18 protein-coding genes and 1 pseudogene are annotated in these 23,139 nt (G+C 70.8%); 12 read left to right on the forward strand and 7 right to left on the reverse strand.

Going from position 1 to position 23,139, the window contains the following annotated elements:
- Window positions 1-34: 34 nt before the first annotated feature.
- Window positions 35-1,015, forward strand: a complete 981-nt coding sequence (locus ACFRAV_RS15240; protein WP_382555427.1) for a GlxA family transcriptional regulator — start codon at window positions 35-37, stop codon at window positions 1,013-1,015.
- Between the two features lie 92 nt (window positions 1,016-1,107).
- Here ACFRAV_RS15240 and ACFRAV_RS15245 read toward each other — a convergent pair whose 3' ends face one another.
- Complete coding sequence (locus ACFRAV_RS15245) at window positions 1,108-1,998, reverse strand: NAD(P)H-binding protein (RefSeq protein WP_382555428.1); 891 nt, start codon at window positions 1,996-1,998, stop codon at window positions 1,108-1,110.
- 65 nt (window positions 1,999-2,063) lie between these two features.
- Here ACFRAV_RS15245 and ACFRAV_RS15250 point away from each other — a divergent pair, with 65 nt between their 5' ends.
- Window positions 2,064-2,666 (forward strand): TetR/AcrR family transcriptional regulator, encoded by a 603-nt coding sequence (locus ACFRAV_RS15250; RefSeq protein WP_382555431.1) that lies wholly within the window; start codon window positions 2,064-2,066, stop codon window positions 2,664-2,666.
- A 20-nt stretch (window positions 2,667-2,686) separates the two neighbouring features.
- On the opposite strand, the gene ACFRAV_RS15255 is transcribed toward ACFRAV_RS15250, so the two are convergent.
- Window positions 2,687-3,193, reverse strand: coding sequence for an ATP-binding protein (locus ACFRAV_RS15255; protein WP_382555434.1), 507 nt, complete (start codon window positions 3,191-3,193; stop codon window positions 2,687-2,689).
- Window positions 3,194-3,299: 106 nt separating this feature from the next.
- Between ACFRAV_RS15255 and ACFRAV_RS15260 the strand changes: the two genes are divergently transcribed.
- The 3 genes from ACFRAV_RS15260 to ACFRAV_RS15270 all read left to right on the forward strand — a co-directional run bounded on the left by ACFRAV_RS15260 (window position 3,300) and on the right by ACFRAV_RS15270 (window position 4,669).
- On the forward strand, window positions 3,300-4,133 hold the full coding sequence (locus ACFRAV_RS15260; protein ID WP_382555435.1) for a Scr1 family TA system antitoxin-like transcriptional regulator: 834 nt from the start codon (window positions 3,300-3,302) through the stop codon (window positions 4,131-4,133).
- Window positions 4,133-4,342, forward strand: coding sequence for a DUF397 domain-containing protein (locus tag ACFRAV_RS15265; RefSeq protein ID WP_382555437.1), 210 nt, complete (start codon window positions 4,133-4,135; stop codon window positions 4,340-4,342). The genes ACFRAV_RS15260 and ACFRAV_RS15265 overlap by 1 nt, the downstream gene beginning before the upstream one ends.
- A 147-nt stretch (window positions 4,343-4,489) precedes the next feature.
- Complete coding sequence (locus tag ACFRAV_RS15270; protein WP_382555440.1) at window positions 4,490-4,669, forward strand: hypothetical protein; 180 nt, start codon at window positions 4,490-4,492, stop codon at window positions 4,667-4,669.
- A gap of 107 nt (window positions 4,670-4,776) precedes the next feature.
- On the opposite strand, the gene ACFRAV_RS15275 is transcribed toward ACFRAV_RS15270, so the two are convergent.
- Window positions 4,777-6,279 carry an MFS transporter gene (locus ACFRAV_RS15275; RefSeq protein WP_382555441.1) on the reverse strand — a complete coding sequence of 501 codons (1,503 nt, stop codon included), beginning with the start codon at window positions 6,277-6,279 and terminating at the stop codon, window positions 4,777-4,779.
- Between the two features lie 106 nt (window positions 6,280-6,385).
- Here ACFRAV_RS15275 and dusB point away from each other — a divergent pair, with 106 nt between their 5' ends.
- Entirely contained in the window at window positions 6,386-7,525 is a 1,140-nt protein-coding gene (dusB, locus tag ACFRAV_RS15280) for a tRNA dihydrouridine synthase DusB (protein WP_382555443.1), read from the forward strand.
- 93 nt (window positions 7,526-7,618) lie between these two features.
- Here dusB and ACFRAV_RS15285 read toward each other — a convergent pair whose 3' ends face one another.
- The 3 genes from ACFRAV_RS15285 to ACFRAV_RS15295 all read right to left on the reverse strand — a co-directional run bounded on the left by ACFRAV_RS15285 (window position 7,619) and on the right by ACFRAV_RS15295 (window position 12,311).
- Window positions 7,619-8,854, reverse strand: coding sequence for a glycoside hydrolase family 6 protein (locus ACFRAV_RS15285; protein WP_382555445.1), 1,236 nt, complete (start codon window positions 8,852-8,854; stop codon window positions 7,619-7,621).
- A 196-nt stretch (window positions 8,855-9,050) separates the two neighbouring features.
- Entirely contained in the window at window positions 9,051-10,547 is a 1,497-nt protein-coding gene (locus ACFRAV_RS15290) for an FG-GAP repeat domain-containing protein (RefSeq protein ID WP_382555448.1), read from the reverse strand.
- 231 nt (window positions 10,548-10,778) lie between these two features.
- Entirely contained in the window at window positions 10,779-12,311 is a 1,533-nt protein-coding gene (locus ACFRAV_RS15295; RefSeq protein WP_382555451.1) for a hypothetical protein, read from the reverse strand.
- A gap of 948 nt (window positions 12,312-13,259) precedes the next feature.
- On the opposite strand from ACFRAV_RS15295, the gene ppdK reads away from it, so the two are divergent.
- From ppdK to ACFRAV_RS15325, 6 genes and pseudogenes are all read left to right on the forward strand, one after another.
- On the forward strand, window positions 13,260-16,010 hold the full coding sequence (gene ppdK / locus ACFRAV_RS15300) for a pyruvate, phosphate dikinase (protein WP_382555453.1): 2,751 nt from the start codon (window positions 13,260-13,262) through the stop codon (window positions 16,008-16,010).
- A gap of 385 nt (window positions 16,011-16,395) precedes the next feature.
- A pseudogene (locus ACFRAV_RS15305) lies at window positions 16,396-17,730 on the forward strand (IS1380 family transposase).
- A 789-nt stretch (window positions 17,731-18,519) separates the two neighbouring features.
- Complete coding sequence (locus ACFRAV_RS15310; RefSeq protein ID WP_382555455.1) at window positions 18,520-18,768, forward strand: hypothetical protein; 249 nt, start codon at window positions 18,520-18,522, stop codon at window positions 18,766-18,768.
- A gap of 79 nt (window positions 18,769-18,847) precedes the next feature.
- Window positions 18,848-20,137 carry a hypothetical protein gene (locus ACFRAV_RS15315; protein ID WP_382555458.1) on the forward strand — a complete coding sequence of 430 codons (1,290 nt, stop codon included), beginning with the start codon at window positions 18,848-18,850 and terminating at the stop codon, window positions 20,135-20,137.
- Window positions 20,138-20,262: 125 nt separating this feature from the next.
- The gene (locus ACFRAV_RS15320) at window positions 20,263-20,715 is read left to right on the forward strand and encodes a hypothetical protein (protein ID WP_382555460.1); all 453 of its coding nucleotides are present in this window, start codon (window positions 20,263-20,265) and stop codon (window positions 20,713-20,715) included.
- Complete coding sequence (locus tag ACFRAV_RS15325) at window positions 20,712-21,461, forward strand: ATP-binding cassette domain-containing protein (RefSeq protein WP_382555463.1); 750 nt, start codon at window positions 20,712-20,714, stop codon at window positions 21,459-21,461. Before ACFRAV_RS15320 ends, ACFRAV_RS15325 begins: the two co-directional genes overlap by 4 nt.
- 317 nt (window positions 21,462-21,778) lie before the next feature.
- On the opposite strand, the gene ACFRAV_RS15330 is transcribed toward ACFRAV_RS15325, so the two are convergent.
- Window positions 21,779-22,939, reverse strand: a complete 1,161-nt coding sequence (locus tag ACFRAV_RS15330) for an alkaline phosphatase PhoX (protein ID WP_382555465.1) — start codon at window positions 22,937-22,939, stop codon at window positions 21,779-21,781.
- Window positions 22,940-23,139 lie beyond the last annotated feature (200 nt).

A 23,139-nucleotide genomic window follows, 5' to 3' on the forward strand; every position in this document is an offset into this window, starting at 1 on the left:
CGGCTGCGGCGCCGACGGTCGATAGATTCCTGCCATGCCGTCGCCGTCGCCCTCCCCGCCCCTGAACACCGTCGGCTGCCTGCTCCTCGACGGGGTGCGGGCCTTCGACTACGCGGTGATCTGCGAGGTGTGGTCCAACCGGGCCGCCGACTTCACCCTGCGCGTCTGCGGCCCCGACGGGACGCGGGTGCGGCTGGGCGGCGGGCTGGAGAGGGTGCCGGACGCGGGCCTCGAAGGGCTGCTCGACTGCGACCTCGTCCTGGTGCCCGGCCTGGAGGACGCCGGCGCCACCGTGGACCCCGCCGTGGTCCGGGCCCTGCGGGCGGTGCACGAACGGGGCGTCCCGATCGCCTCGCTGTGCGCCGGGGCGTTCGTGCTGGCGCAGTCGGGCCTGCTGGAGGGCCGTACCGCCACCACCCACTGGGCGCTCGCGGGGGAACTGGCCCGCCGCCACCCGGCGGCGGACGTCCGCTCCGACGTGCTGTTCACCGGCGACGGCGCGATCTGGACCTCCGCCGGGGTCGCCGCCGGCATCGACCTGTGCCTGCACCTGGTACGCGCCGCCCGCGGCGAGCGGGCCGCGGCGGCCATCGCCCGGGCCATGGTGACGGCGCCGTTCCGGGCCGGCGGGCAGGCCCAGTTCATCCCCTCGCCGGTGCCGCCGACACCGGCCGCCGGCACGGAGGATCCGCTCTCCCGGGCCCGGCGGGAGGTGCTGGCCGCGCTCGACACCCCATGGACCGTACGGGACATGGCGCGTGCCGCCCTGATGTCGGAGCGCACCTTCGCCCGCCGCTTCACGGAGGCCACCGGCACGACGCCGCTGCGGTGGCTGCTGGAGCAACGGCTGCTCGCGGCCCAGCGGTTGCTGGAGGAGACCGACCTCCCGGTCGGCGAGGTCGCCGCCCGCTGCGGCTTCAGCTCGGCGGTGGCCCTGCGGCCGGGGTTCGTCCGCGCGGTGGGCGTCCCGCCCCGGGAGTACCGGCGGGCGTTCCGCGGCACCCGGATCCGGTGACCTCGGCGGGCCCACGGGTGTTCCGCGGCGCCTGGTGACTCCGGCGGCCGGTCCGCATCGCCGGGCCGGGGCCGCGGGAACGGCCGGCGACGTCAGGGCGTGGGGACGGAGCCCCGCGCGAACGTGCCGGCGTGGTCGGCGACCCACTGGCGGAACGGCCTCGGCGGAACCCCCAGGACGTCGGACACCGCGGAGCTGACGTACGCGGGCCCGCCGACCGCCGCGTTCCACGCCGAGAGCAGCATGTCGACCACCGGCCCCGGCGCCTGTCCCTCCGTCTCGCGGCGGAACTCCTCCGGAGACATCTCCTCGAACCGGACGGGGCGCCCCAGCACCTCGCCGATGACGCCCACCTGCGCCGCCTGGGTCAGCGACTCGGCGCCCGTGAGGACGTAGTCGCCGCCGGCGTGCCCGTCCTCGTACAGGGTCCGCGCCGCGACGGCCGCGACGTCACGGTCGTCGACCGGTGCGGTCTCGGCGGCCCCGTAGGGCCACCGGACGACGTCGCCCGCGCGGAGGGAGGGTGCCCACCAGGCCGCGGCGTTCGACGCGAACATCCCCGGCCGGACGACCGTCGACTCCACCCCCGTGTCCGCGACGAGCCGCTCCAGCTCCGCGTGGAACGCCGCCATGGGATTGGGCTGCTGGAAGAACGGGTGCGGCGTCCGGTGCGGTGACGAGAGGAGGACGATGCGCCGCGTACGGGCCGCCAGTCGCTCGACGACCGCCGCGGCCGTCTCCGGCGGCGCGGTCCACAGCAGGAAGACCGCGCCGGCGCCCTGGGCCGCCTCGTCGAGGGACGCGGGCACGGTGAGGTCGCCCGTGACGACCTCGATCCCGGCCGGCAGCGTCGCCGCCGCCTCCGGGCGACGGGTGAGGGCACGCACCGGCACGCCCGCGTCGAGGAGGTGGCCGACGACCGCACGGCCGATCCGGCCGGTGGCGCCGGTGACCAGGACCGGCTGGACAGGGGTTCGTTTCATGGGACGCACACTAACGCGTTACCCGGTAACAAAAGCAACCCGGTAACAAATGTTAGGCTCCCCAGGTGACTGAGCCGACGGGGCTGCGCGCCCGCAAGAAGGCGCGGACCCATGACGCCATCGCCGACGCGGCGATCACGCTCTTCCTCGCGCACGGATTCGACAAGGTCTCGGTCAGCGACATCGCCGCCGCGGCCGAGGTCTCCAAGCCGACGCTCTTCCGGTACTTCCCCACCAAGGAGGACCTGGTCCTCCACCGGTTCGCGGACCACCAGGGCGAGGCCGCGCGCGTCGTGCGCGAGCGCGGACCCGGCGTCCCGCCCGTGACCGCCCTGCACCGGCACTTCCGTGCGGGCCTCGACCGGCACGAGCCGGTGACCGGCCTCAACGACCATCCGGTCGTGGTGGAGTTCCACCGCCTGGTGTTCACCACGCCGAGCCTGGCGGGACGCCTCACGCAGTACACGCAAGAGGACGAACAGGCACTGGCGGAGGCCCTCGACCCGGGCCCGGACCTCCCCGCCCGGCTGCTGGCGGCGCAGGCGATCGCCGTGCGGCGAGTGCTCGCCCGCGCCAACTGGCAGCGGATCGCCGGCGGGCGCCCCGCCCGCGAGGTGCACGCGGAGGCCGTCGCCGACGCCGACCACGCCTTCGCCCGGCTGGGCTGACGGCCCACGACGCGGCGGCGTCACAGGGTGCGCGGGATCTCCGCCCAGACGTACTTGCCGAAGGGCCTCGCGCCCACGCCCCACCGTCCGTCCGTGAGCGCGGCGACGATGTGCAGCCCGTTGCCGTGGTTGCGCCGCCGCCGGTCCGCCGCGCTGCGCATCCGGGGGCGGGTGCGGTTGGGGTCGTGGACCTCGATCCGCACCCGGTCCGCGGTGACCCGCACCGTCACGCCGATCAGGTCGTCGTCGCGCGCGCCGTACTTGACGCCGTTCGTCGCCAGTTCGGACGTCACCAGGCGTACCCGGTCCAGCAGTTCGTCCGGGGGGTCCGGCACCTCCTCGCGAACGCGGTCCACGGCGAAACGGCGGGCCAGCGCCACGGACCGTGCCTCGCGGGGCAGCGTCAGATCGACGGGGCGCGCGGCCGGCTCACTCGTGAGGCTGATTCGGTGACGGGGCGGCAGGGCGGGCGACGCGGTGTTCTCGGGGCGTCCCTGCAGGTGCGAGGCCGTCTGGGGGGTGACCACGGCAACTCCTCTCCGTGACGGAGCGACTACCAAGGGGGCTCAGCGTGGCCTAGAGTCGGCGGCCTCTCAACTTGGCGAATCGGGACGGAAAGTTGGTGGCTGTGCCATGAACATCAAGGACCTGAACCCCGAGAGCTCCCCGGCTGCGGCCTTCGGCGCACGTCTGCGGACGGTGCGGGAGGCACGCGGCTGGAAGCAGGAGGATCTGGCGGCCCGGATGGAGTACTCGAGCACCCATATCTCCTCCGTGGAAACTGGTCGCAAGCTTCCAACCTTGCGCTTTTCGCGCAGTGCCGACCGGGCCTTCGGCATCACCGAGAACGCCGAGACGTTCGAGCGGCTGTCACGGGAACTCCGGCACGGAAGCCTGCTGGAGGGCTTCCCCGAGTTCGTCGCCTACGAGGGTCGGGCCGTGGAGATCCGCTTGTACGAGGTGGGCGTGATCCCCGGGCTGCTGCAGACGCGCGAATACGCGACGGTGCTGGCCGAGAGCGCGGTCAGGCGGGGAGCCATCAGTCCCGAGCAGGCGGACGAGCGGGTGTCCCTCGTCGCCGAGCGGCAGGGCGCCCTCGACCGGCGGACCCGCCCGCTGGTGTTCGTGGTGCTGGACGAGAGCTGCCTCCGGCGGCCCATTGGGGACCCGTCGGTCATGGCCGCGCAGTTCGACCACCTGCTGGCCTTCGCGGAGCTGCCCAACACGGTGCTGCAAGTAGCCGAGTTCGCCATGGGTGACCGGCGGCCGTTCGACCTGCCCATCACGGTCCTCACGCTTCCGGACAGGGCGCTGATGTCCTACGCGGAGTCCGCGCAGAAAGGTCATCTGGAGCGGGAAAGCGTTTCCGTGCTGCCTGTGCTGACGGCCTACCATCAGCTACAGGCCGAAGCGCTGTCCCAGGCGGACTCTGTCGCCTTGATCAGCCAGCTACGAAAGGGCACCTAGTGACGACCGAATCCCCTCGTTGGGTCACGTCCTCCTACAGCAACAACGGCGGCCAGTGCGTCGAGGTCGCCGTGAACCTCGTCCCCTCCCGCGGCGTCGTGCCGGTGCGGGACTCCAAGAACCCCGCCGGCGCGGTCCTGTCCGTGCCCGCCGCCTCGTTCGCCGCCTTCCTCGCCGGGGTCAAGGCGGACGCGTTCCGCACCGCCTGACCGGACGTTCCCGCAGGCCCCGCCGTGTACGTGACGCGGCGGGGCCTCGTCGCGTCAGTCTCGCTCCGCGACACGGCCGTTGACCTGCGGTCCCGCGCGCTCCAAGATCGGCGCAGCCATGAACGGGGGCGCACGAGAGGGCGAAGCATGCTGGAAGGGATCGGGGTCCCACCGGCCGAGGAGCGGGTCTACATCGCACTCGTCGACCGGTCCGCCGACGACGCGTGCGAGCTGGCCGGCCGCGTCGGCCTGGGCCTGCCGGAGGTGCGTCACCCCCTGACGCACGGCCGCCCTCGACCCGAGGTCACCTGCCGTGACGTGAGGTGATCCGGCGGCCTCCCCGACCAGGCCCGCGCCCGGCGCAGCTCCCCGGGTGCGGGCCTCACCACGTCCGGCGTTCCCTGGCCGCCTGTGCGCTGCGGGCCCGGGCGGGGTCAGGCCTTCACCTGCACGTCGTCAGCCTGTGCGTCGTTCGCCCGCATGTCGCCCGCATGCCCCTCGCTCTGCTCCTCGTCCCGCCCTTCGTCCGACAGGCGGGCGGCCGTGCGGGCCGCGGTGGCCTCCGCGCGGCGGCCGGTGGTGAGGGCGCCGACGGCCAGGACGGCCAGCCCGCAGGCGGCCACGATCCACCAGGCCGGGCGGGAGGCCGCCGCGACGGCCTGCGCGTGCGTCTGCGAGGAGGCCGCCACCCCGTGGGCCAGGACCGCGCCGATCACCGCGACGCCCAGCGTGGCCCCGAGCTGCCGGCTGGTGGAGGCGACCGCCGCCGCCACGCCGGCCTGGGCGCGGGGCATGCCGGAGACCGCGGTGTTGGTGATCGGCGCGTTCACCATGCCGAAGCCCACGCCGAACAGGGCGTAGCCCGTGACCAAGGTGGTGTCGCCCGCGTCGGGGAAGCCCGCGAACACGACCCCCGCCGCGGCCATCGCGGTCCCCGCGACCAGCAGCGGCACCCGCGGGCCCCTGCTGCCGACGATGCGGCCGGAGAGCGGTGCGAGCAGCAGGGTCGGCACCGCCATCGGCAGCATCCACAGGCCCGCGTGCAGCGGGTCCAGGCCCCGGACCTGTTGCAGGTGGAGGGTGGAGAGGAACAGGAACCCGCTGAGCGCGGCGAAGGCGCAGACCGCGATCACGGTCGCCCCGCTGAACGGCGCGGAGCGGAAGAAGCGCAGGTCGATCAGCGGCTCCCGGCGCCGCGGCTCGTGCCACAGCAGGCCCAGCAGTGCGGCGAGCGCGACGGCGGCGACGGGCACGACCCGTGTGGCGGGCGCGTGCGGGGCCTCGATGATCGCGTACGTCAGCGAGGCGAAGAGGACGGCGACCAGCACCTGGCCCACCGGGTCGAAACGGCGGGCCCGTGGGGCCCGGGACTCGGGGACGAAGCGCAGGGTGAGGAGCAGGGCGGCCAGCCCCACCGGAAGGTTGATCCAGAACACCGCCCGCCAGCCGACCGCGTCCACCAGCAGCCCGCCGACCAGCGGCCCGGAGGCCATCGACAGCCCCACCACCGCGCCCCACACGCCGATGGCGCGGGCCCGCTCGGCGGGCTCGGTGAAGGTGTTGGTGATGATCGACATGGCCACCGGGTTGAGCATCGAACCGCCGACCGCCTGCACCACCCGGAAGGCGACCAGCGCGTCCAGGGTCGGCGCCAGCGAGCACAGCAGGGAACCCACGGAGAAGACGACCAGTCCGGTCATGAAGACCCGCTTGCGGCCGAGCCGGTCGGCGGTGGAGCCGGCCACCATCAGCAGCGCGGCGAGGACCAGCGTGTAGGAGTCGAGGGCCCACTGCATCCCGGAGACGCCGCTGCCGAGCTCCTGGCCCATCACGGGCAGCGCCACGTTGAGCACGGTGATGTCCAGGCTGACCAGCAGCAGGCTCATGCAGCAGATGGCCAGGACGAGGAACCGGCGGCGTCGGCTGAGTTCGGGCATGTGATTCATGCTACGACCAATAGTGTGCCTAACTAAAGGCTGCCTTCAGCTGTCTCCAGCTGCCTTCAGCTACCTCCGGGGATCCGCGGTGAGGGACAATGGGCCAATGTCCACGCCCGTCACCCCTCTCCAGATCGGCCCGCACACCGTCCAGCCGCCGGTGGTGCTCGCCCCCATGGCCGGAATCACCAACGCGCCCTTCCGCACCCTGTGCCGGGAGTTCAGCGGCGGCAAGGGCCTGTTCGTCAGCGAGATGATCACCACGCGCGCGCTGGTCGAGCGCAACGAGAAGACCATGCAGCTGATCCACTTCGACGCGAGCGAGAAGCCGCGGTCGATCCAGCTGTACGGCGTGGACCCGGTCACCGTCGGCAAGGCGGTCCGGATGATCGTCGACGAGGACCTCGCCGACCACATCGACCTGAACTTCGGCTGCCCGGTGCCCAAGGTGACCCGCAAGGGCGGCGGCTCCGCGCTGCCGTACAAGCGGAACCTGCTGCGCTCCATCCTGCGCGAGGCGGTATCGGAGGCCGGGGCGCTGCCGGTCACGATGAAGATGCGCAAGGGCATTGACGACGACCACCTCACCTACCTGGACGCCGGCCGCATCGCCGTGGAGGAGGGCGTCACCGCCATCGCCCTGCACGGCCGCACCACCGCCCAGCACTACGGCGGCACCGCCGACTGGGACGCCATCGCGCGGCTCAAGGAGCACGTGCCGGAGATCCCGGTGCTGGGCAACGGCGACATCTGGTGCGCCGAGGACGCGCTGCGGATGGTCCGCGAGACGGGCTGCGACGGCGTGGTCGTCGGCCGCGGCTGCCTGGGCCGCCCGTGGCTCTTCGCCGACCTGGTCGCCGCCTTCGAGGGCCGCGAGGACCGGGTGGCCCCCACCCTGCGCGAGGTGGCCGACGCGATGGTCCGGCACGCCACCCTGCTCGGCGAGTGGATCGGCGACGAGGCCCGCGGCGTCATCGACTTCCGCAAGCACGTCGCCTGGTACCTCAAGGGCTTCGCGGTCGGCTCCGAGATGCGCAAGCGCCTGGCGATCACCTCGACGCTCGCCGACCTGCGCGCCGGGCTCGACGAGCTGGACCTCGACCAGCCCTGGCCCGTCGGGGCCGACGGCCCGCGCGGCCGCACCTCCGGCAACAACCGGGTCGCCCTGCCGGACGGCTGGCTCGACGACCCCTACGACTGCTCCGGCGTCACCGCCGACGCGGAATCGGACACCTCGGGCGGCTGACGGCGGCGGGCGGGGAACGACGGACGGCCACACCCCGGGGAGGGGGCGTGGCCGTCCTGTCGTGCGGGCGGGTGGTGACGGTGAGGCGGGGGCCTACCAGTCCGTGTTGAACTTCAGCGCCGGGACCGCCTTCGCCGCGAGGTCGTGCGCCTGCGCGGGCCACCACGCTCCGGCCGCCGGGTCGACGACGCCGTACTCGGGGTCCTCGGGCCCGGCCGTGCCGCGGGTGCAGCTGCCGTCGGACTCACCGGGGACCTTGATCCACAGGTACGCGTCGAGCAGCGGGACGCCGGTCTGGCTGGTGGGGCGCACGCCGAGGCCGCGGTTCGGCGGGTTGCACCACTCCTGCGGGTCCGGGTAGGTCGCGGTCGGCGTCCAGGGGCCCTTGCCGTTGCGGCTGGTGTCGACCACGAAGTGGGTCAGCTGCGCGTCGGCGGGCACGTGCGAGGCGTACCAGCCGTCGGCGTCGGCGGCCGGCCACCACTGGTTGGCGCAGTCACCCGGCGCGGCGCCCTCGGTGTTCCGCAGGTACCAGATGCACTGGGAGATCTGGGTGCCGTAGCGGATCAGCTCGCTGTCCGTGCGGTAGTTGGAGACGTTGAGGAAGAAGCCCTGCGCCCGGGCCACCCCGCCGTCGATGAGCAGCTGGGCCATCTCGCCGACCGCGTGCCAGGAGCTGTGGCCGGCGTCCAGGTAGGTCACCGTTCCGGGCTGCTGGGCGAGCCGGTCCACCGCGTCGTTGATCTCGTCGAGCCGGGTGGCCTGCTGCTCGGCGGTGCCACCGCAGAACGCGGGGGAGAGGGCCAGGCCGTCGGGCTCCAGGATGACCACGGTCTTCTTGTCGCCGATGCCCTTGGCCAGGGCGTCGACCCAGGCGGCGTACTCCGCGCTGTTGGAGGCGCCGCCGGCCGAGTACTGCGAGCAGTCGCGGCCCGGCACGTTGTAGGCGACGGTGACCGGGACCCGCTGCTGCGGCGCGGCCTTCGCCTGGAGCAGGGCCATCGCGTCGGTGGTCTGCTTGAGCGTGGTGGAACCGGTGAACCACTCGGCGACCGGGTACGACGCCATCGCGTCCATCAGCTTCGCGTTCGCCGTGTCCCCCGCCTTGCGGTCGGTGAGGGCCTGCGCGAAGGCCTTGCTGTTGCCCTCGATGTAGAACTTGGTGCCCGGGGTGAGCGTGTGCCCGGTGGAGGCGGCGGCGGGCGCGGTCCGCGGCTGGCCCGCGACGGAGGCGTCACGCGCCGCGGCCGGGGTCGTGCACAGACCTAACAGGGCGGTGGCCGCGGCCGCGGCGGCGAAGCCGGAGCGGGCCTTGGGTATGAGGCGCACGGATCGGACCTTTCACAGTCGATGGCGACGACGGCGGGAGCTGAACCGGTTTGGGAGCGCTCCCAGCGGTGCGCAGGCCATCAAGCCAGTGGGCCCGTGCCCATGTCAATAGGCAGGACGCGGTGACAGCTTCCGGCCGGGTCACGGGCGGCCCGATCACCCGGCCGATCCACGGCCCTGGACTCCTGACGCGTGGTCAGGCGAACCGCCACGTGCTGAACGCGGCCTGGTCCTTCGCCGTCGTCCCCTTGGTGATCCACCAGTGCGTCGGATTCTCGCCGTAGAACCCGAACAGCGTGTCCGCCGCCCAGTGCAGCACCAGTTCGTCCTTCCCGTCGCCGTCGAAGTCACCGGCGTCCGCGGGGCGGGCGTGACGCCACTTCTGGGGCGTCCTTACGCCCTCGCTCACGGCCGGGCCCTCGCGCAGCACATCCGTACGCCGGTCGCCGTCGATCAGGGTGGCGCCCTCGTAGGTGGCGACCAGGAGGCCGTCGCGGCCGTCGCCGTCGGGGTCGGCGGCCACGAAGCCACCGGGGCCGTAGTCCGTGGCCGCGCCCTTCGGAACCTTGGGCAGGAGGTGTCTCACGGGCGCGCCGCCCGCGCCCGGGTAGACGGTCAGAGAACCGTCGACCTCCGGCGCCTCCGTCTCGAAGCCGGGCTCGTTGTTGCGTCCGCCGTTGTCGCCGACGGCCAGGTCCCGCACCCCGTCGCCGTCGAAGTCGCCGAAGGTGTGCGCGGTGCCGGCCCGCAGCGTCTCGCCCTTCCGTTCGAGACCGCTGCCCTCGTGGGCCCGGTACAGGGTGTTCGGCGCCTGTTCGCCGTCGGCCTCGCCCTGTACGAGCAGCGAGGTCGCGCGGGGCTCGCCGGTCGGGTCGATGGCGTCGGTGATCAGCGTGCCGCGGGTCGGCGGCAGACCGGTGTCGGTCCGCGCGGGGGCGCCGGCCCGCGTGAACGGGCCGTACAGCACCAGCGGGGCCACCGGGCCGGTGTCTCCGTCACCCGCGAGGCCCGCCAGGTCGTGGTGCCCGTCCCCGTCGAAGTCCCCGCGCACCGGTTGCGTCAGGGCGAGCCCCGCCATCTCCTGGGGCAACCGCAGCTCCGTCGCCGGGGCCGCGGACCCGGTCGTGGCTTCGGACGCGGCTCCGGCCGTGGTGCGGGCTCCGGCGTTCGGCCCGTGGGGCCCGCCCCAGGTGACGCTCGGGTTTCTGCGCGACGTCGACGGCCGCCTGTCGCTCACCGGCCCGCCACTGGCGCTGGTCACGAAGTCGGGGAACCCGTCCCCGTCCAGGTCCGCCGTCAGCACCTGGCCCGCGTCGAGCGAGTCCCCGCCGCCCGTTTCCCAGGTGGCGTGCAGGCCCAGGTCGCCGAGTCCGTACAGGGTGCGCGTGGCCGGGTCGAGGCCCTTCGCCGAGCCGTACACGACGGCCACCCGCCGCTCCTGGAACGCTTCCTTCCGCGGCCCGGCCGGAACCGTCACCAGCAGGTCCCGGTAGCCGTCCCCGTTGACGTCGTCGGGGTCCTTCGACCCGGTGCCGGCGGTCGGCGGCCTGCTCGCGGCGGGGGCGGAGGGCTCCCGCGCGGACCTCCCGTCGTCCCCGGACCTCCCGTTGTCCCCGGACCTCCCGTTGTCCCCGGATATCCCGCCGTCCTCCGGTCCGCCGCAGCCGGTCAGCGGAACGAGCAGCAGGGCCACGGCGCAGACCACGGCGCGCGCCAGGGCACTCCGCGAGGGGCCACGAGGAGCGTCGGCGCGCGCGGCCGGGGCGGGCGGGACAGCGGTCCAATGAGCGTCGGGCGAAGGAGCATCGGGCCGAGGAACGGTGGAGCGAGGTGCGGAGGGACGGGCAGTCATGCGAGCCACCCTCACACCCGGCGCGCGCCGACTCAAGAGCCGGTTCGAGCACCGGGGAGCGGCGACAGGGCGTCAGGCCGTGGGCGTGGTGCTCCGCTCCTTGCCCCGGACGGCGGCGCGGACGGAGCGCGACTGGTCGTCGAACGCCTCCTCCGAGCGGTGCAGGAGGTCCAGCGTGAGCGCGGCGGTCCAGGAGAACTCCCGCGCGCCGCACGCCTCGCCGGTGAACGGGTCGACGTACTCCGCGAAGTCGGAGGAGTCCGCCGTCGCGACCAGCGCCTCGCGCAGACCGGCGGCGAGTTCGGTGCGGCCGTGCATCCGCAGGCCGCGCTCCACCAGCCAGCCGACGTTGAACCAGGCCGGGCCGCGCCAGTACCGGTGCGGGTCGAAGCAGGCGCCGGTCAGGTCGTAGCTCGGCACCAGCCGGGTGGACGAGCCGAGGCCGAACCGCGGGCCGGTGAGGGTCTCCACCAGCCGGGCGACGACCTCCTCGGGCAGCGTGGGCAGGATCAGCGGGAGCAGCCCGGCCACCCCGTGTTCCTCGACCAGCTCGCCGGACCCGCCGGGTTCGCCCGCGAGGACGTCCCGGCAGAGGAACACGCCGTGGCGCTCGTCCCAGAGCCGGTCCACCAGGACGCGGGTCAGCCGCGCGGCGCGGACGTGCCGCGGGGTGGGGTCGATGCCGAGCTCGGCCTCGATCAGTCCCAGCGCGTGCTCGGAGGCGATCAGCAGCGCGTTGAACGAGGGGTCCTCGACGGCGAATTCACCGCCGCCGTCCACGTAGCCGCGGTCGCGGTAGTCCATGGCCAGCTTCACGTAGCGGCCGTAGTCCAGGTCGGTGGGACGGTCCTCGGGCGCGCCGTGCGCCAGGTCCGCGCGGGTGAAGGAGCCCGTCGGGGCAGGCGTCACCCGGGACAGCGGCGGGTCCCAGCAGGGGCTGTTGTCCATGCCCTGTTCCCACGGGTGCACCACGCTGACCAGCCCGCCGCCGCCCAGGTCGCGGTGGCGCAGCAGGTAGTTGTGCCAGGACACCAGCTTCGGGTAGGCGCGGCGCAGGAAACCCTCGGTCCGGGACAGGCCCGGGTCGGCGCGGTGCGTCAGCCACACGGCCAGCGCGTGCACCGGCGGCTGGACGATGCCCGAGGTCTGCATGACCGGCGGCGCGCCCGAGGGCCGGCCGTCGGTGCGGGAGCGCCAGAAGTCGGGGCTGGGGAAGTAGGCGTCGTGCGGCACCGCGGGGTTGAAGACGATGTGCGGGATCCGGCCGTCGTCCCACTGGGAGGCGAAGAGCGTCCGCAGCTCGGTCTGCGCGCGCGCCGGGGAGAGGTGGCGCAGGCCGATGGCGATGAACGCGGAGTCCCACGACCACTGGTGGGGGTAGAGCGAACGCGAGGGCACGGTCGAGGCGCCCTGCCAGTTGCCCTCCAGGACCAGGGCCGCCCGGGCGTGCAGCGAGCCGGCGAGGGAGGACGGGGCGAAGACGATGTCGGCGCCGGTGGCGGGCTCGGTGACGGCGGCGGCGGTGGCCCGGGCAGCGGCGGCCGCCTGGGCAGCGGCGGCCGCCTGGGCAGCAGCGGAGGCCGCGTCGGCCGTGGTGGCCGTCACGGGAGCCGAGGAGGGGAGTAGGTGGACGGTATCCGCAGGCTCCGCGGTCTGTTCCGCGGTCTCCGTCTGTCGGGCGTGACCGACGTCGGCAGGGGCTGGGGTGTCCACGTGGGCTCTCTCCAACGGGATCAGATCGAGGGGCGGACCTGACGTGACGATGTGACGGGCGTCACATGCTCCGTCAGGACTGCCGGAGGGTAGGTCTATTAAGCACGCGAAACCATCATGTAATCGACATTTCACAAAACACAAGGGTCAGCGTGTCCGAGGCCCTCCCGTCAACCTCCGCGGTCGCTCGCGCCGATGGGGCTGACCTGCGGTAACTCCTCCGCGAGCGGCGGGCTGTGAGACGCCCCGCACTTCGCGCGGTGACCGGACCTTCACGGCTTCGCCGGGGCGCCGGCGCGGTGGACGCGGTGTGGGCGGAAGATCGTCCGAGATCTGTCCGGAACACCACGCCTCCGCCGGGCTCGGCCACCGCCGGGGCGGTGGCCGCCCTCCCTCCGCGAAAGGGCGCCGACCGGCGGTGCGCCCTCCCAGTGTGCAGGCGGGGCGGGCGCGCGCGGGGCGTCCGGATCGTGAAATCCGGCACCCGTCAGGGCGTGATTCTCGCCACCTCTGATAGATCACCCGCTCAGATGAGCGTCAAGGCGCTGGCTGCACAACATCAAGCCGTGGCACTGGGTGCCATTCGATGATCGTTCATCGGTCAAATTCAGACGAGCTGCAACCCTGCTCATCTGAGCGATGAGCCCGCTCCTTCGGGGCGTGTCCGTTCAAGAGTTGAACACATACTCCGGCGGAAGCTTGCCAAGTCTTGACTTGGTGATCATCGGTCGAGGCCCTTTCGCGGCAGGTGCTTCGAAGGCGGACGTACCCATAACCCCTGGATCTGGGTATGTTCCTCGCCGTCAGGGCAGTCATCGCGTCCTCGAGGAGTCGAGAACCGTGTTGGTAAACAAAGACCGCAGCGAGGTCCACCAGTCGGGTGCGAGCGTTGAGAAGGTGAAGTTCGTGTACGACTTCACCGAGGGGAACAAGGACCTCAAGGACCTCCTCGGTGGAAAAGGCGCGAACCTCGCGGAGATGACCAACCTCGGTCTTCCCGTGCCTCCCGGCTTCACCATCACCACCGAGGCCTGCAAGGTCTACCTGGACAGCGGTCGCGAGCCCGTGGCACTGCGTGACGAGGTGAGTGCGCACCTCGACACACTTGAGCGCGGCATGGGCAAGAAGCTCGGCCAGGCCGACAACCCCCTCCTGGTCTCCGTCCGCTCCGGCGCCAAGTTCTCCATGCCGGGCATGATGGACACCGTCCTCAACATCGGCCTCTCCGACGCCTCCGTCGTGGGCCTGGCCCGCCAGGCCGGCAACGAGCGGTTCGCCTGGGACTCCTACCGCCGTCTCATCCAGATGTTCGGCAAGACGGTGCTCGGCGTGGAGGGCGACCTCTTCGAGGACGCCATCGACGAGGCCAAGGAGGCCAAGGGCGTCGCCGTCGACACGGCTCTCGACGCGGACGACATGAAGCGGCTGGTCGCCCGCTTCAAGGAGATCGTGCGCGCCGAGGCCGGCCGCGACTTCCCACAGGACCCGCGCGAGCAGATGGACCTCGCCATCAAGGCGGTCTTCGACTCCTGGAACACCGACCGCGCCAAGCTGTACCGCCGTCAGGAGCGCATCCCCGGCGACCTCGGCACCGCGGTCAACGTCTGCTCCATGGTCTTCGGCAACCTCGGAGACGACTCCGGCACCGGCGTCGCGTTCACCCGCGACCCCGCCTCCGGCCACCAGGGCGTGTACGGCGACTACCTGCAGAACGCGCAGGGCGAGGACGTCGTCGCCGGCATCCGCAACACCGTGCCGCTCGCCGAGCTGGAGTCGATCGACAAGACGTCGTACGACCAGCTGATGGACATCATGGAGACCCTGGAGAACCACTACCGGGACCTCTGCGACATCGAGTTCACCATCGAGCGCGGCAAGCTGTGGATGCTGCAGACCCGCGTCGGCAAGCGCACCGCGGGCGCCGCCTTCCGCATCGCCACCCAGCTCGTCGACCAGGGCCTGATCGACGAGGCCGAGGCGCTGCAGCGGGTCACCGGCGCGCAGCTCGCCCAGCTGATGTTCCCCCGCTTCGACACCGACGCGAAGGCGGAGCAGGCGGGCAAGGGCATCGCCGCCTCCCCGGGCGCCGCCGTCGGCAGGGCCGTCTTCTCCAGCAAGGCCGCCGTCGAGTGGGCCGCCCGCGGCGAGAAGGTCATCCTGGTCCGCCGCGAGACCAACCCCGACGACCTCGACGGCATGATCGCCGCCGAGGGCATCCTGACCTCCCGCGGTGGCAAGACCTCGCACGCCGCCGTCGTCGCCCGCGGCATGGGCAAGACCTGCGTCTGCGGCGCCGAGGAGCTGGAGGTCGACGTCAAGGCGCGCAGGATGACCGTGCCCGGCGGCGGCGTGGTCGCCGAGGGCGACGTCATCTCCATCGACGGCTCCAGCGGCAAGGTCTACCTCGGCGAGGTACCGGTCGTACCGTCGCCGGTCGTCGAGTACTTCGAGGGCACGGCGGACGCGGCCGCCGCGGACGCCGACGAGCTGGTCAAGGCCGTCGACCGGATCATGACCTTCGCCGACGGCGAGCGCCGCCTCAAGGTCCGCGCCAACGCCGACAACGCCGAGGACGCCGCCCGTGCCCGCCGCTTCGGCGCCCAGGGCATCGGCCTGTGCCGCACCGAGCACATGTTCCTCGGCGACCGCCGCGAGCTCGTCGAGCGGCTGATCCTCGCCGAGGACAAGCAGGGGCAGGAGGACGCCCTCGCGCAGCTCCTGCCGCTCCAGAAGGGCGACTTCGTCGAGCTCTTCGAGGCGATGGACGGCCTGCCGGTCACCGTCCGCCTGATCGACCCACCGCTGCACGAGTTCCTGCCCGACCTCACCGAGCTGTCGGTGAGGGTCGCCGTCGCCGAGGCCAAGGGCGAGGACGTCTCCGACTCCCAGCGCCTGCTCCACTGCGTGCGGCGCCTGCACGAGCAGAACCCGATGCTCGGCCTGCGCGGCGTGCGCCTCGGCCTGGTCATCCCCGGCCTGTTCGTCATGCAGGTCCGCGCCATCGCGGAGGCCGCGGCCGAGCGGAGGGCGGCGGGCGGCGACCCGCGCGCGGAGATCATGATCCCGCTGGTCGGCACGGTCCAGGAGCTCGAGATCGTCCGCGACGAGGCCGAGCAGGTCATCCGCGAGGTCCAGGAGACGTCGGGCACGACGCTCGGCATCACCATCGGCACCATGATCGAGCTGCCGCGCGCCGCGGTGACCGCCGGCCAGATCGCCGAGGCCGCGGAGTTCTTCTCCTTCGGCACCAACGACCTGACCCAGACCACCTGGGGCTTCAGCCGCGACGACGTCGAGGCCTCCTTCTTCTCCCAGTACCTGGAGAAGGGCATCTTCGGCGTCAGCCCGTTCGAGACGATCGACCGGGACGGCGTGGGCGAGCTGGTCCGCATGGGCGTCGAGCGCGGCCGGGCCACCCGGCCCGACATCAAGCTCGGCGTCTGCGGCGAGCACGGCGGCGACCCCGACTCGGTCCACTTCTTCCACGAGGTCGGCCTCGACTACGTCTCCTGCTCCCCGTTCCGGATCCCGGTGGCGCGGCTCGAGGCGGGCCGTGCGGCGACGGAGTCGGAGGGCAGCGACTTCCGCTGACGGGGAGTCCCACGTTTCGCTCTGCAGCGCTTCCGGTCCGGCGGGGATGTGCACCCGCCGGCCCGGTATCCCGCCCCGGGGCCGGAGCCGGTCATGTTCCGTGACCCTCACCCGGCCGGCTTCCCCCCGGCCCCGGAGCACCACAAGAGGCGGCACCCTGTGCGGGGGTGCCGCCTCTTCCCGCATCATCCGCGGAGCTAGCCGAACTGCATCGCTGATCAGGGGAAAGGGCGTTTGCCGGCGTTAGCCGTTATTCCGGGTCTCAGCTGTGCCCTCCGCCTACATACGGCTCAACGCTTAGCCTCGCGCTTTCACGAGGCGGTCTGTCCGAAGCTTGATCAAATAAGCGGATAGTGCTCCTGACCTGCAACGATGCACTCTCCAGGTGAAGAAGCGTATCGGGTCGTATCTGCGTGTCGGCACCGAGGGCTGCGGACGGGCGGTGGTCTCGCAGGCCGGGAGCGTGTTGCTGGTCGAGACCGTCCGCAAGTCCCGCCTTGACCGGGCGGTGCACGATCCCGGGAAGGTTCTCCTGGACGTCGCGTTGGCGGTCCCGTTGGGCGGGGACTGCTTCGCGGATGTCGGCATGCTGCGGGCGGAGCCGACCGTGTTCGGTCCGGTCGCCTCCGACCCGACAGCGCCCGCCTCGTCTACACCCTCGCAGCCTCCGGTGAGAAGGCTCTGGCAGCGATCCGTTCTGCCCGGGCCGAGGCACGCGGGCGGGTCTGGAAGCTGGCCGACGGCCACGCGCCCGATGCGGACGGTTCGGGGACCGTGGCCCTCGACGGGGTGCTGATGGTCGCGCACCCCGACAAGGAGGACGCGGCGCCGACCTGGAAGCGGACCTACGGCCATCACCCCGCTCATGGGGTTCGTCGACCACGGGCAGGGCGGCACCGGGGAGCCGGTCGCCGGCCTGTTCAGGCCGGGGAACGCGGGCTCGAACACCGCCGCCGACCACATCACCACCGCCCAACTGGCCCGGCCCTAGCTGCCGAAGCAGTACCGGCGCGGGCGGCGGACCCTGATCCGAACGGACTCCGCCGGAGGCACCCACGACTTCGTGGCCTGGTTGACCCGGTGGGGGCGGTGGCTGTCCTACTCGGTCGGCATGGTGATCACCGACGCGGTCCACAGCCGCGTCCTGAAGGTGCCGCCTTCGGCCTGGACACCGGCCGTCGAGGCGGACGGCGAGGTCCGGGACGGGGCCCTGGGTCGCCGAGCTCACCGACGACGTCCTGGACGGCTGGCCCGAGGGCGCGCGGCTGATCGTGAGGAAGGGACGGCCGCATCCTGGGGCACAGTTGAGGCTCACGGACGCGGACGGTATGAGGCTGACCTGATTCGCGACCATCATGACCGGCAGGCCGATCGACGAACTCGAGCTCCGTCACCGGCTGCCGGCCCCCGCCGAGGACCGGATCCGGGCCGCCCGGGCCACCGGCCTGCGGAATCTGCCCCTGCATCGCACCGCCCAGAACAAGGTCTGGCTGGAGATCGTGCAGATCGCTCTCAACCTGCTGGGGATGCCGATGCTCGAGCTGACCTGCAAGGCCCGCCTCTGGGAGCCCCGCCGCCTGCGGCTCCGCCTGTTCACCACGGCTGGACAGTTCGTCACCACCGGCCGCCGCCGGATCTCCGCCTGGCCCGGCACTGGCCCTGGACCAGCCACATCACCGCCGCCCTCGAACGGCTCGCACTCCTGCCGAACCCCGGCTGACCAGCAGATTCACCCGCCACTACGAGAGAACCCTCCAGCCGGAGCAGTGGAACCCGGCGTCCACCCGAGACGACGCTCGGGCCCCAGCCTGCCCAATTTCACCGCTCCAAACGAAAACGCCCCACCGACTCCGTCGGCGGCCCGTCACGCAAGATCGAGGTTGGCGCTTTCTGTGTCGGCCTTCGACTGGAGGCCCACTGTCCCCCTTCACCGCGGCAGCTTTGCGTAGAGATCCGCTTTGGTTGCCGATATCGGGCAGCAGTCCCCCAATGGGCGAATAGCGCCTGTTGAAGAGCTGTTTCAGCTGTCGTCACCAGTCAGCGTTGCTCATCGAACGCCTTTCCTGGCCCCCGGGCGTAACGGGTGCGCTCGAATGCAGCGAAAAGGGGCGAGAAGTCTAGCGGTGACCACTCGAAAGGGCGTAAGTGACTTAGGTCACATGGAGATCTCCCGCGTGGCCCCATTTGTGATCTTGTCGAAATCATCACAACTTCTTAACCTCTTGTTCGATCGATAGACGCTTCATGTGCGCATCAACGCGAAGACAGGTGATGTCAAATGCGACGAATCACTCGAGCAAGTGTCGTGGCCGGCGGAGCAGCAGCACTCCTCGCCCTGGTGGCGCCCGTGGCTTCCGCCAACTGGACCAGCAGCCTGTCCGGTGTCAATCCGGGGCATGAATCCAGACGCTGGACCGACGAAAGTTACTCGCAGGTGCACTTCATCCACTGCTCCGAGTCTTCCGGCGGTGCCTGGGCTATGGGTACCGACGTGAGGCTCTTCCGGGTCGTGGACGACGATTACGACGTCGGCTACGACACCAAGTGGTTCACCGAGTGCTTCACCTGGAACGACGGCGATGAGACCAGTTCTGGGTCTTGGACGGGTCTCCCGTACAGCTACGCGCAATGGGACTCGGGTCAGGGTCAGTACGTCGGCGGATACTACTTCCGGATCATCACGGTCGACGGTTTCACCGGCGACGAACAGTTGTGGGTCCGAGAGGTCGTGCAGGACACGACCAAGGCTGACGGCTGACAGTACGTAGATCACTCGTGACAGGGGTGGTGCATATCCGGCGCCATGCCGGGTGTGCACCACTTTAGAAAGGACGCCTGTGCGTCTGTGGACTCTCTTCCGTAGCAGCGCCGCCTTGCGTCTCGCGCCGTTCGCGATCGGTCTCTGCCTGTATCTGTATTTTCCGAGCAACCAGAGCCGGGTTTTGGATACGGTTCCGTACGCGCCTGCCGTCGTACTCCAAGCGATTGGCGTGACTACCCCGTACATCTATGCGACAGCTGCGGGCCTCGGTGTCTGGCAAATGGGCCGGGCCAAGAGGAGTGGCCTTTTCGATTACCCGCTTGTGCGGCGGCAGTTCAGCATGGCCATCCAACTGGCTATTCCAGTCGTGACGCTCGGTGTGATCATGCTGACTCTGCCGATCGCCTGCGCCTTGGTGCAGACGGGTGTTGCACCGACAGTGAACAGCCTGTGGATCCCGTTGCAGCAAGGCTTCATCGTGTGCTGCTACACCCTGCTGGGCATGGCGGTGGGCTATTGGTTCCCACCTCTCATCGCCGCTCCGCTACTCGCCGCTGGCGTCGCGTTCTTCGTCTCCTTCTCTGTCGTGATGGAACCTTTCTGGTGGCGCAACATCCTCGGCAAGTACTACGACCCGCTCCTGTACGGGGAAATGCCTGTCTGGCAAGCCTTGGTAGCGCCCATGGTCGTGGCATCGGCGATGGCCTGCGCCGGTACCGTCACATGGATTTTTCGTAAGCGTGGCATCAGTGTTGCCGTTCTGGCGTTGGTCATCGTGGCCACTGGCCTTTTTGCGGGACAGTACATGGTGCGCGATTTTGGCTCCAGCATTCCAGTCGCCGCTGTGAGCGGCAGCGCGACGTGCACCTCGGGCACGCCGCGAATCTGCGTTCCATCGTATGCTGCGCCGTCCCTGGGGAAAGTTACTCGCGTGAGCGAGTCTGCGCTGAAGCAACTGCGAACCAACGGCATCTCGGTCTCGCCCGTCGAGATTCGCTCCACCGAACTGGACGGGCGGCACACGCGCCCCTCCACACCAACGATCTGGCGACTCCCACTGACGGGACCCACGGCACCACGCGCGCATTACGAGAGGTCCCTGCGTTATAAGTTGTCTCTGCTGTCTGTGGTTCCGCCCTGCAGTCGGCCCGATCCAGTCGTCGCCAACAAAGCAGCTTTCTTCGCCGCGACGACAGTGGGCGCGCGCGAGGAGTTCGAAACCCAGTTGCGTTCTTGGGGTCGAGCGGGAAAGGGCCGCAGTCACATCGTGCAGGAGATTGCTCAGGACGCGGAAAGGGCGCTGCGGTTGCCCCGCCAGCAGCGTAAGGCTTGGTATGGGGAGACGGTGAAATCAGCGTGCGCCTAAATGAATGCACCTGGTGGCTGCGATCTCGCCGCATCCATTCCGCGTTGCCGATTGCGCTCGTCGTTTACGGGGTGCTCCTTGCGTTGACGGGGGCCCATGCAGGCGCGCTGCCTTCCCCTGCTCAGGTGGGGGTTGCACTGGCCGCGCCAATTCCGGTTGTGGCGACCATGCTGTACTGTCTCACCTCGCCTGTCTGTCACCTCGAAGAGGCCGGATTTCGCCGTTACCGCGTCTACGACGTAATCATGCTCAGCGTGTCGGTATGCGTAGCCTGTCTTATAGGGGCAGTTGCCGGCTGGGCTGCTCCGTCCCAGTCGGCATTCGCCGCAGGGCGCAACGTCGCATTCTTGGCGGGATTGGCGCTTGTTACCCGCGTGTTCATCGGAGTCGGTTCCTCCGTAGTTCCGGTGGCATGGCTGATAACCGTCTTCATGACCGGATCGCTCATGCCTGATCAGGTTCGCGTCTGGGCCATCATTCCGGATCCGGTGACTTCCGTAAGCGCACTCGCTGCCAGCGCCGTCCTCTTTGCCGTAGGGTGTCTTATGCACCTCATGTCCCGTAAGGTGATCTCTTGAATCTTTCCTTCAAGCAGTGCCACTACCGCTATCGCTCGCGCCGGAATTCCGTCCTCAAGGACTTCTCGTACGAACTTGAATCCGGCCTGACGATCCTTCTGGGTCCCAACGGTGCAGGGAAGTCGACACTTCTCAAGCTAGCCGCCGGGCTCCTTGAACCCGACCGCGGCAACATTTCCCTCGGCGATCTTTCGTCCACCATGCGCACCTACCGCAAGCGCGTTGCCTGGATGCCGCAGCACATCGCCCCGGTGCCGGGGCTGACGACCCGCGAATACGTCGCCTACCTCGGCTGGCTGAAAGGCATGCGAAAGGCAGACGCCTGGGAGCAGTCGCTCACAGCACTCGACAGCGTCGATCTCCGCGAGCAGCAGGGGCAGAAGGTCTCCCAGCTGTCGGGCGGCCAGCTCCGCCGTGCCGGGCTGGCCTCTGCGCTGGTGCACGAGGCAGAACTGGTTCTCTTGGATGAACCTACAGCTGGGCTCGACCCGCGTCAGCGGCGCGTCTTCCGCGATGTACTGAGCGAGGTCGCGGCGCGCGTCCCGGTGCTGATGTCGACCCATGACGTGGCTGACCTTGCTCGCGAGTCAGACCAGGTAACCGTCGTCGACGCAGGTGCGGTGCGCTGGCACGGCGGCCCCCGAGACTTCCTTGCTCTCTCCTCTGCGACGGCAGAGGCCGAGGCTGCCGAAGCCGCGTATCTGGCAGTCCTGGACGATGCAACTGCCAGGTACATGGGGAACTGAGCCCCTGCGCCCTCAGCCTCCGTCAGATGACGACGCACTAGGAGCAACCACGTTGCGCTGTGGGTTTTTATCTGGATGTCAGACGTCTCAGCAGCATCTCGTCCCGGGGTGGCGGTACCTGTCGATACGTCAGCGCCGATCGCTGTCTGTGCAGAGGGAGCGAGCGTTCGTGCCGCTCCCCAGGCGGCCCGCAGAGCGGCACGCAAGGCTGCCGCCCATATTGCGGCGTGGCCCGCTGTGCCGCAAAGGAGGAGGCGGTACCCCATGGAGGAGTTCGATGCGCATGGGGCCGCCTCCCCCCGCCGTGCGGCCTGGAATCAGGTGCGGAAGGGGCCCGTGACCTCGTAGGTGATGCCGCCGGAGGAGGAGCCGGAGGTGCCGCGCTGGCTGGAGAAGTAGAGGCGGCGCCCGTCGGGCGAGAAGGCGGGGCCGGTGATCTCCGAGGCGGACTGGCCCTCCACCCGCAGGAACGGCGCGACGACGCCCTGCGGCGTGATCACGCATATCTCCAGGTTCCCGCCGTCCTCGGCGACGTAGAGGTCGCCGGAGGCGGTCCCCGTGACGTTGTCCACGCCGGTGAGCGGCGCCGTGCCGCTGGTGACGAGGGAGTCGTCGTAGGCGAGGGAGATTGTCTGCGCGGCGGCGTCGTAGGCCCAGACCCGGTTGTCGCCCTTGGTGGTGAACCAGCACGTGCCGTTCGCGTAGTAGCAGCCCTCGCCGCCGTTGAACCGCTTCGTGCCGGACACCTGGTTGCGCGTGGCCGTCGACGCGCCCGTCGGGTCGGGCACCCGCGCCCAGGTGACCGAGCCGCTGGTGGCGGAGGAGCCGACCATCACCTCCAGCGTGCCGGAGGACAGGTCGCCCCAGGTCGTCGGCCGGAAGCGGTAGAACGCGCCGTCGCTGACGTCCTCGGTCAGGTAGATCACGCCCCGCTGCGGGTCGCAGGCCGCCGCCTCGTGCTTGAACCGGCCCATCGCGTCCCGCCGCACCGCCGCCTTCACGCCCCACGGGTCGGTCTCGTACACGTACCCCCGGTCCACCTCCTCGCAGGACAGCCAGGTGTTCCACGGGGTCTTGCCGCCGGCGCAGTTGACGTTGGTGTTGGACAGGATGCGGTACGCGCCCGTGATCGTGCCGGAGGAGTTGAACTTCACCGCGCCCGCACCGCCCGTGGAGCTGATCTCCGAGTTGGAGACGTAGATCCAGCCGCTGCCGTCCGCGTAGCAGGCGCCGCCGTCGGGGGCGTCGTGCCAGGTGTAGTTCGTCCCGGACACCTTCTGCCGCGAGCGGGCGATCACCCGGCTGGTGAAGCCGGACGGCAGCCGGATGCCGTTCGCGTCCGCGGCGCCGAGCGCGCCGTACGGGCCGGCGCCCGGCTGCGCCGGGGCGGCGTAGGCCGCGCCGCGCCACAGGGTCCCGCCGAAGGCGGCGGCGGTACCGCCGAGGACGGCGGCGCGCAGGAGGTTGCGACGTTCCACGTGCACTCCAGGGGTGAGGGGTACGCGGTCCGGCCGCCGGACGGCGGCCGGGGATTCTGCCTCGTGCCGCAGGGGAGCGTAGGAGCGGCGTACGGACCTGCCGTCCAACCCGCCGTGAACGGTCCGTGTACGCCGCATGACGGGTGCGGCGGCCGCGACGGGCCGACGCGGCGGGTCGATGCGGTGACGACGCGACGGGC

This window comes from Streptomyces sp. NPDC056600 (assembly GCF_042792855.1).
Classification (GTDB): domain Bacteria; phylum Actinomycetota; class Actinomycetes; order Streptomycetales; family Streptomycetaceae; genus Streptomyces.

What these genes read in the sequence shown, in the direction of transcription:
- ACFRAV_RS15245 (WP_382555428.1), bottom strand. Translation starts at nt 1,998, where the DNA reads ATGAAACGAACCCCTGTCCAGCCGGTCCTGGTCACCGGCGCCACCGGC.
- ACFRAV_RS15240 (WP_382555427.1), top strand. Translation starts at nt 35, where the DNA reads ATGCCGTCGCCGTCGCCCTCCCCGCCCCTGAACACCGTCGGCTGCCTG.
- ACFRAV_RS15260 (WP_382555435.1), top strand. Translation starts at nt 3,300, where the DNA reads ATGAACATCAAGGACCTGAACCCCGAGAGCTCCCCGGCTGCGGCCTTC.
- dusB (WP_382555443.1), top strand. Translation starts at nt 6,386, where the DNA reads ATGTCCACGCCCGTCACCCCTCTCCAGATCGGCCCGCACACCGTCCAG.
- ACFRAV_RS15270 (WP_382555440.1), top strand. Translation starts at nt 4,490, where the DNA reads ATGCTGGAAGGGATCGGGGTCCCACCGGCCGAGGAGCGGGTCTACATC.
- ACFRAV_RS15275 (WP_382555441.1), bottom strand. Translation starts at nt 6,279, where the DNA reads ATGCCCGAACTCAGCCGACGCCGCCGGTTCCTCGTCCTGGCCATCTGC.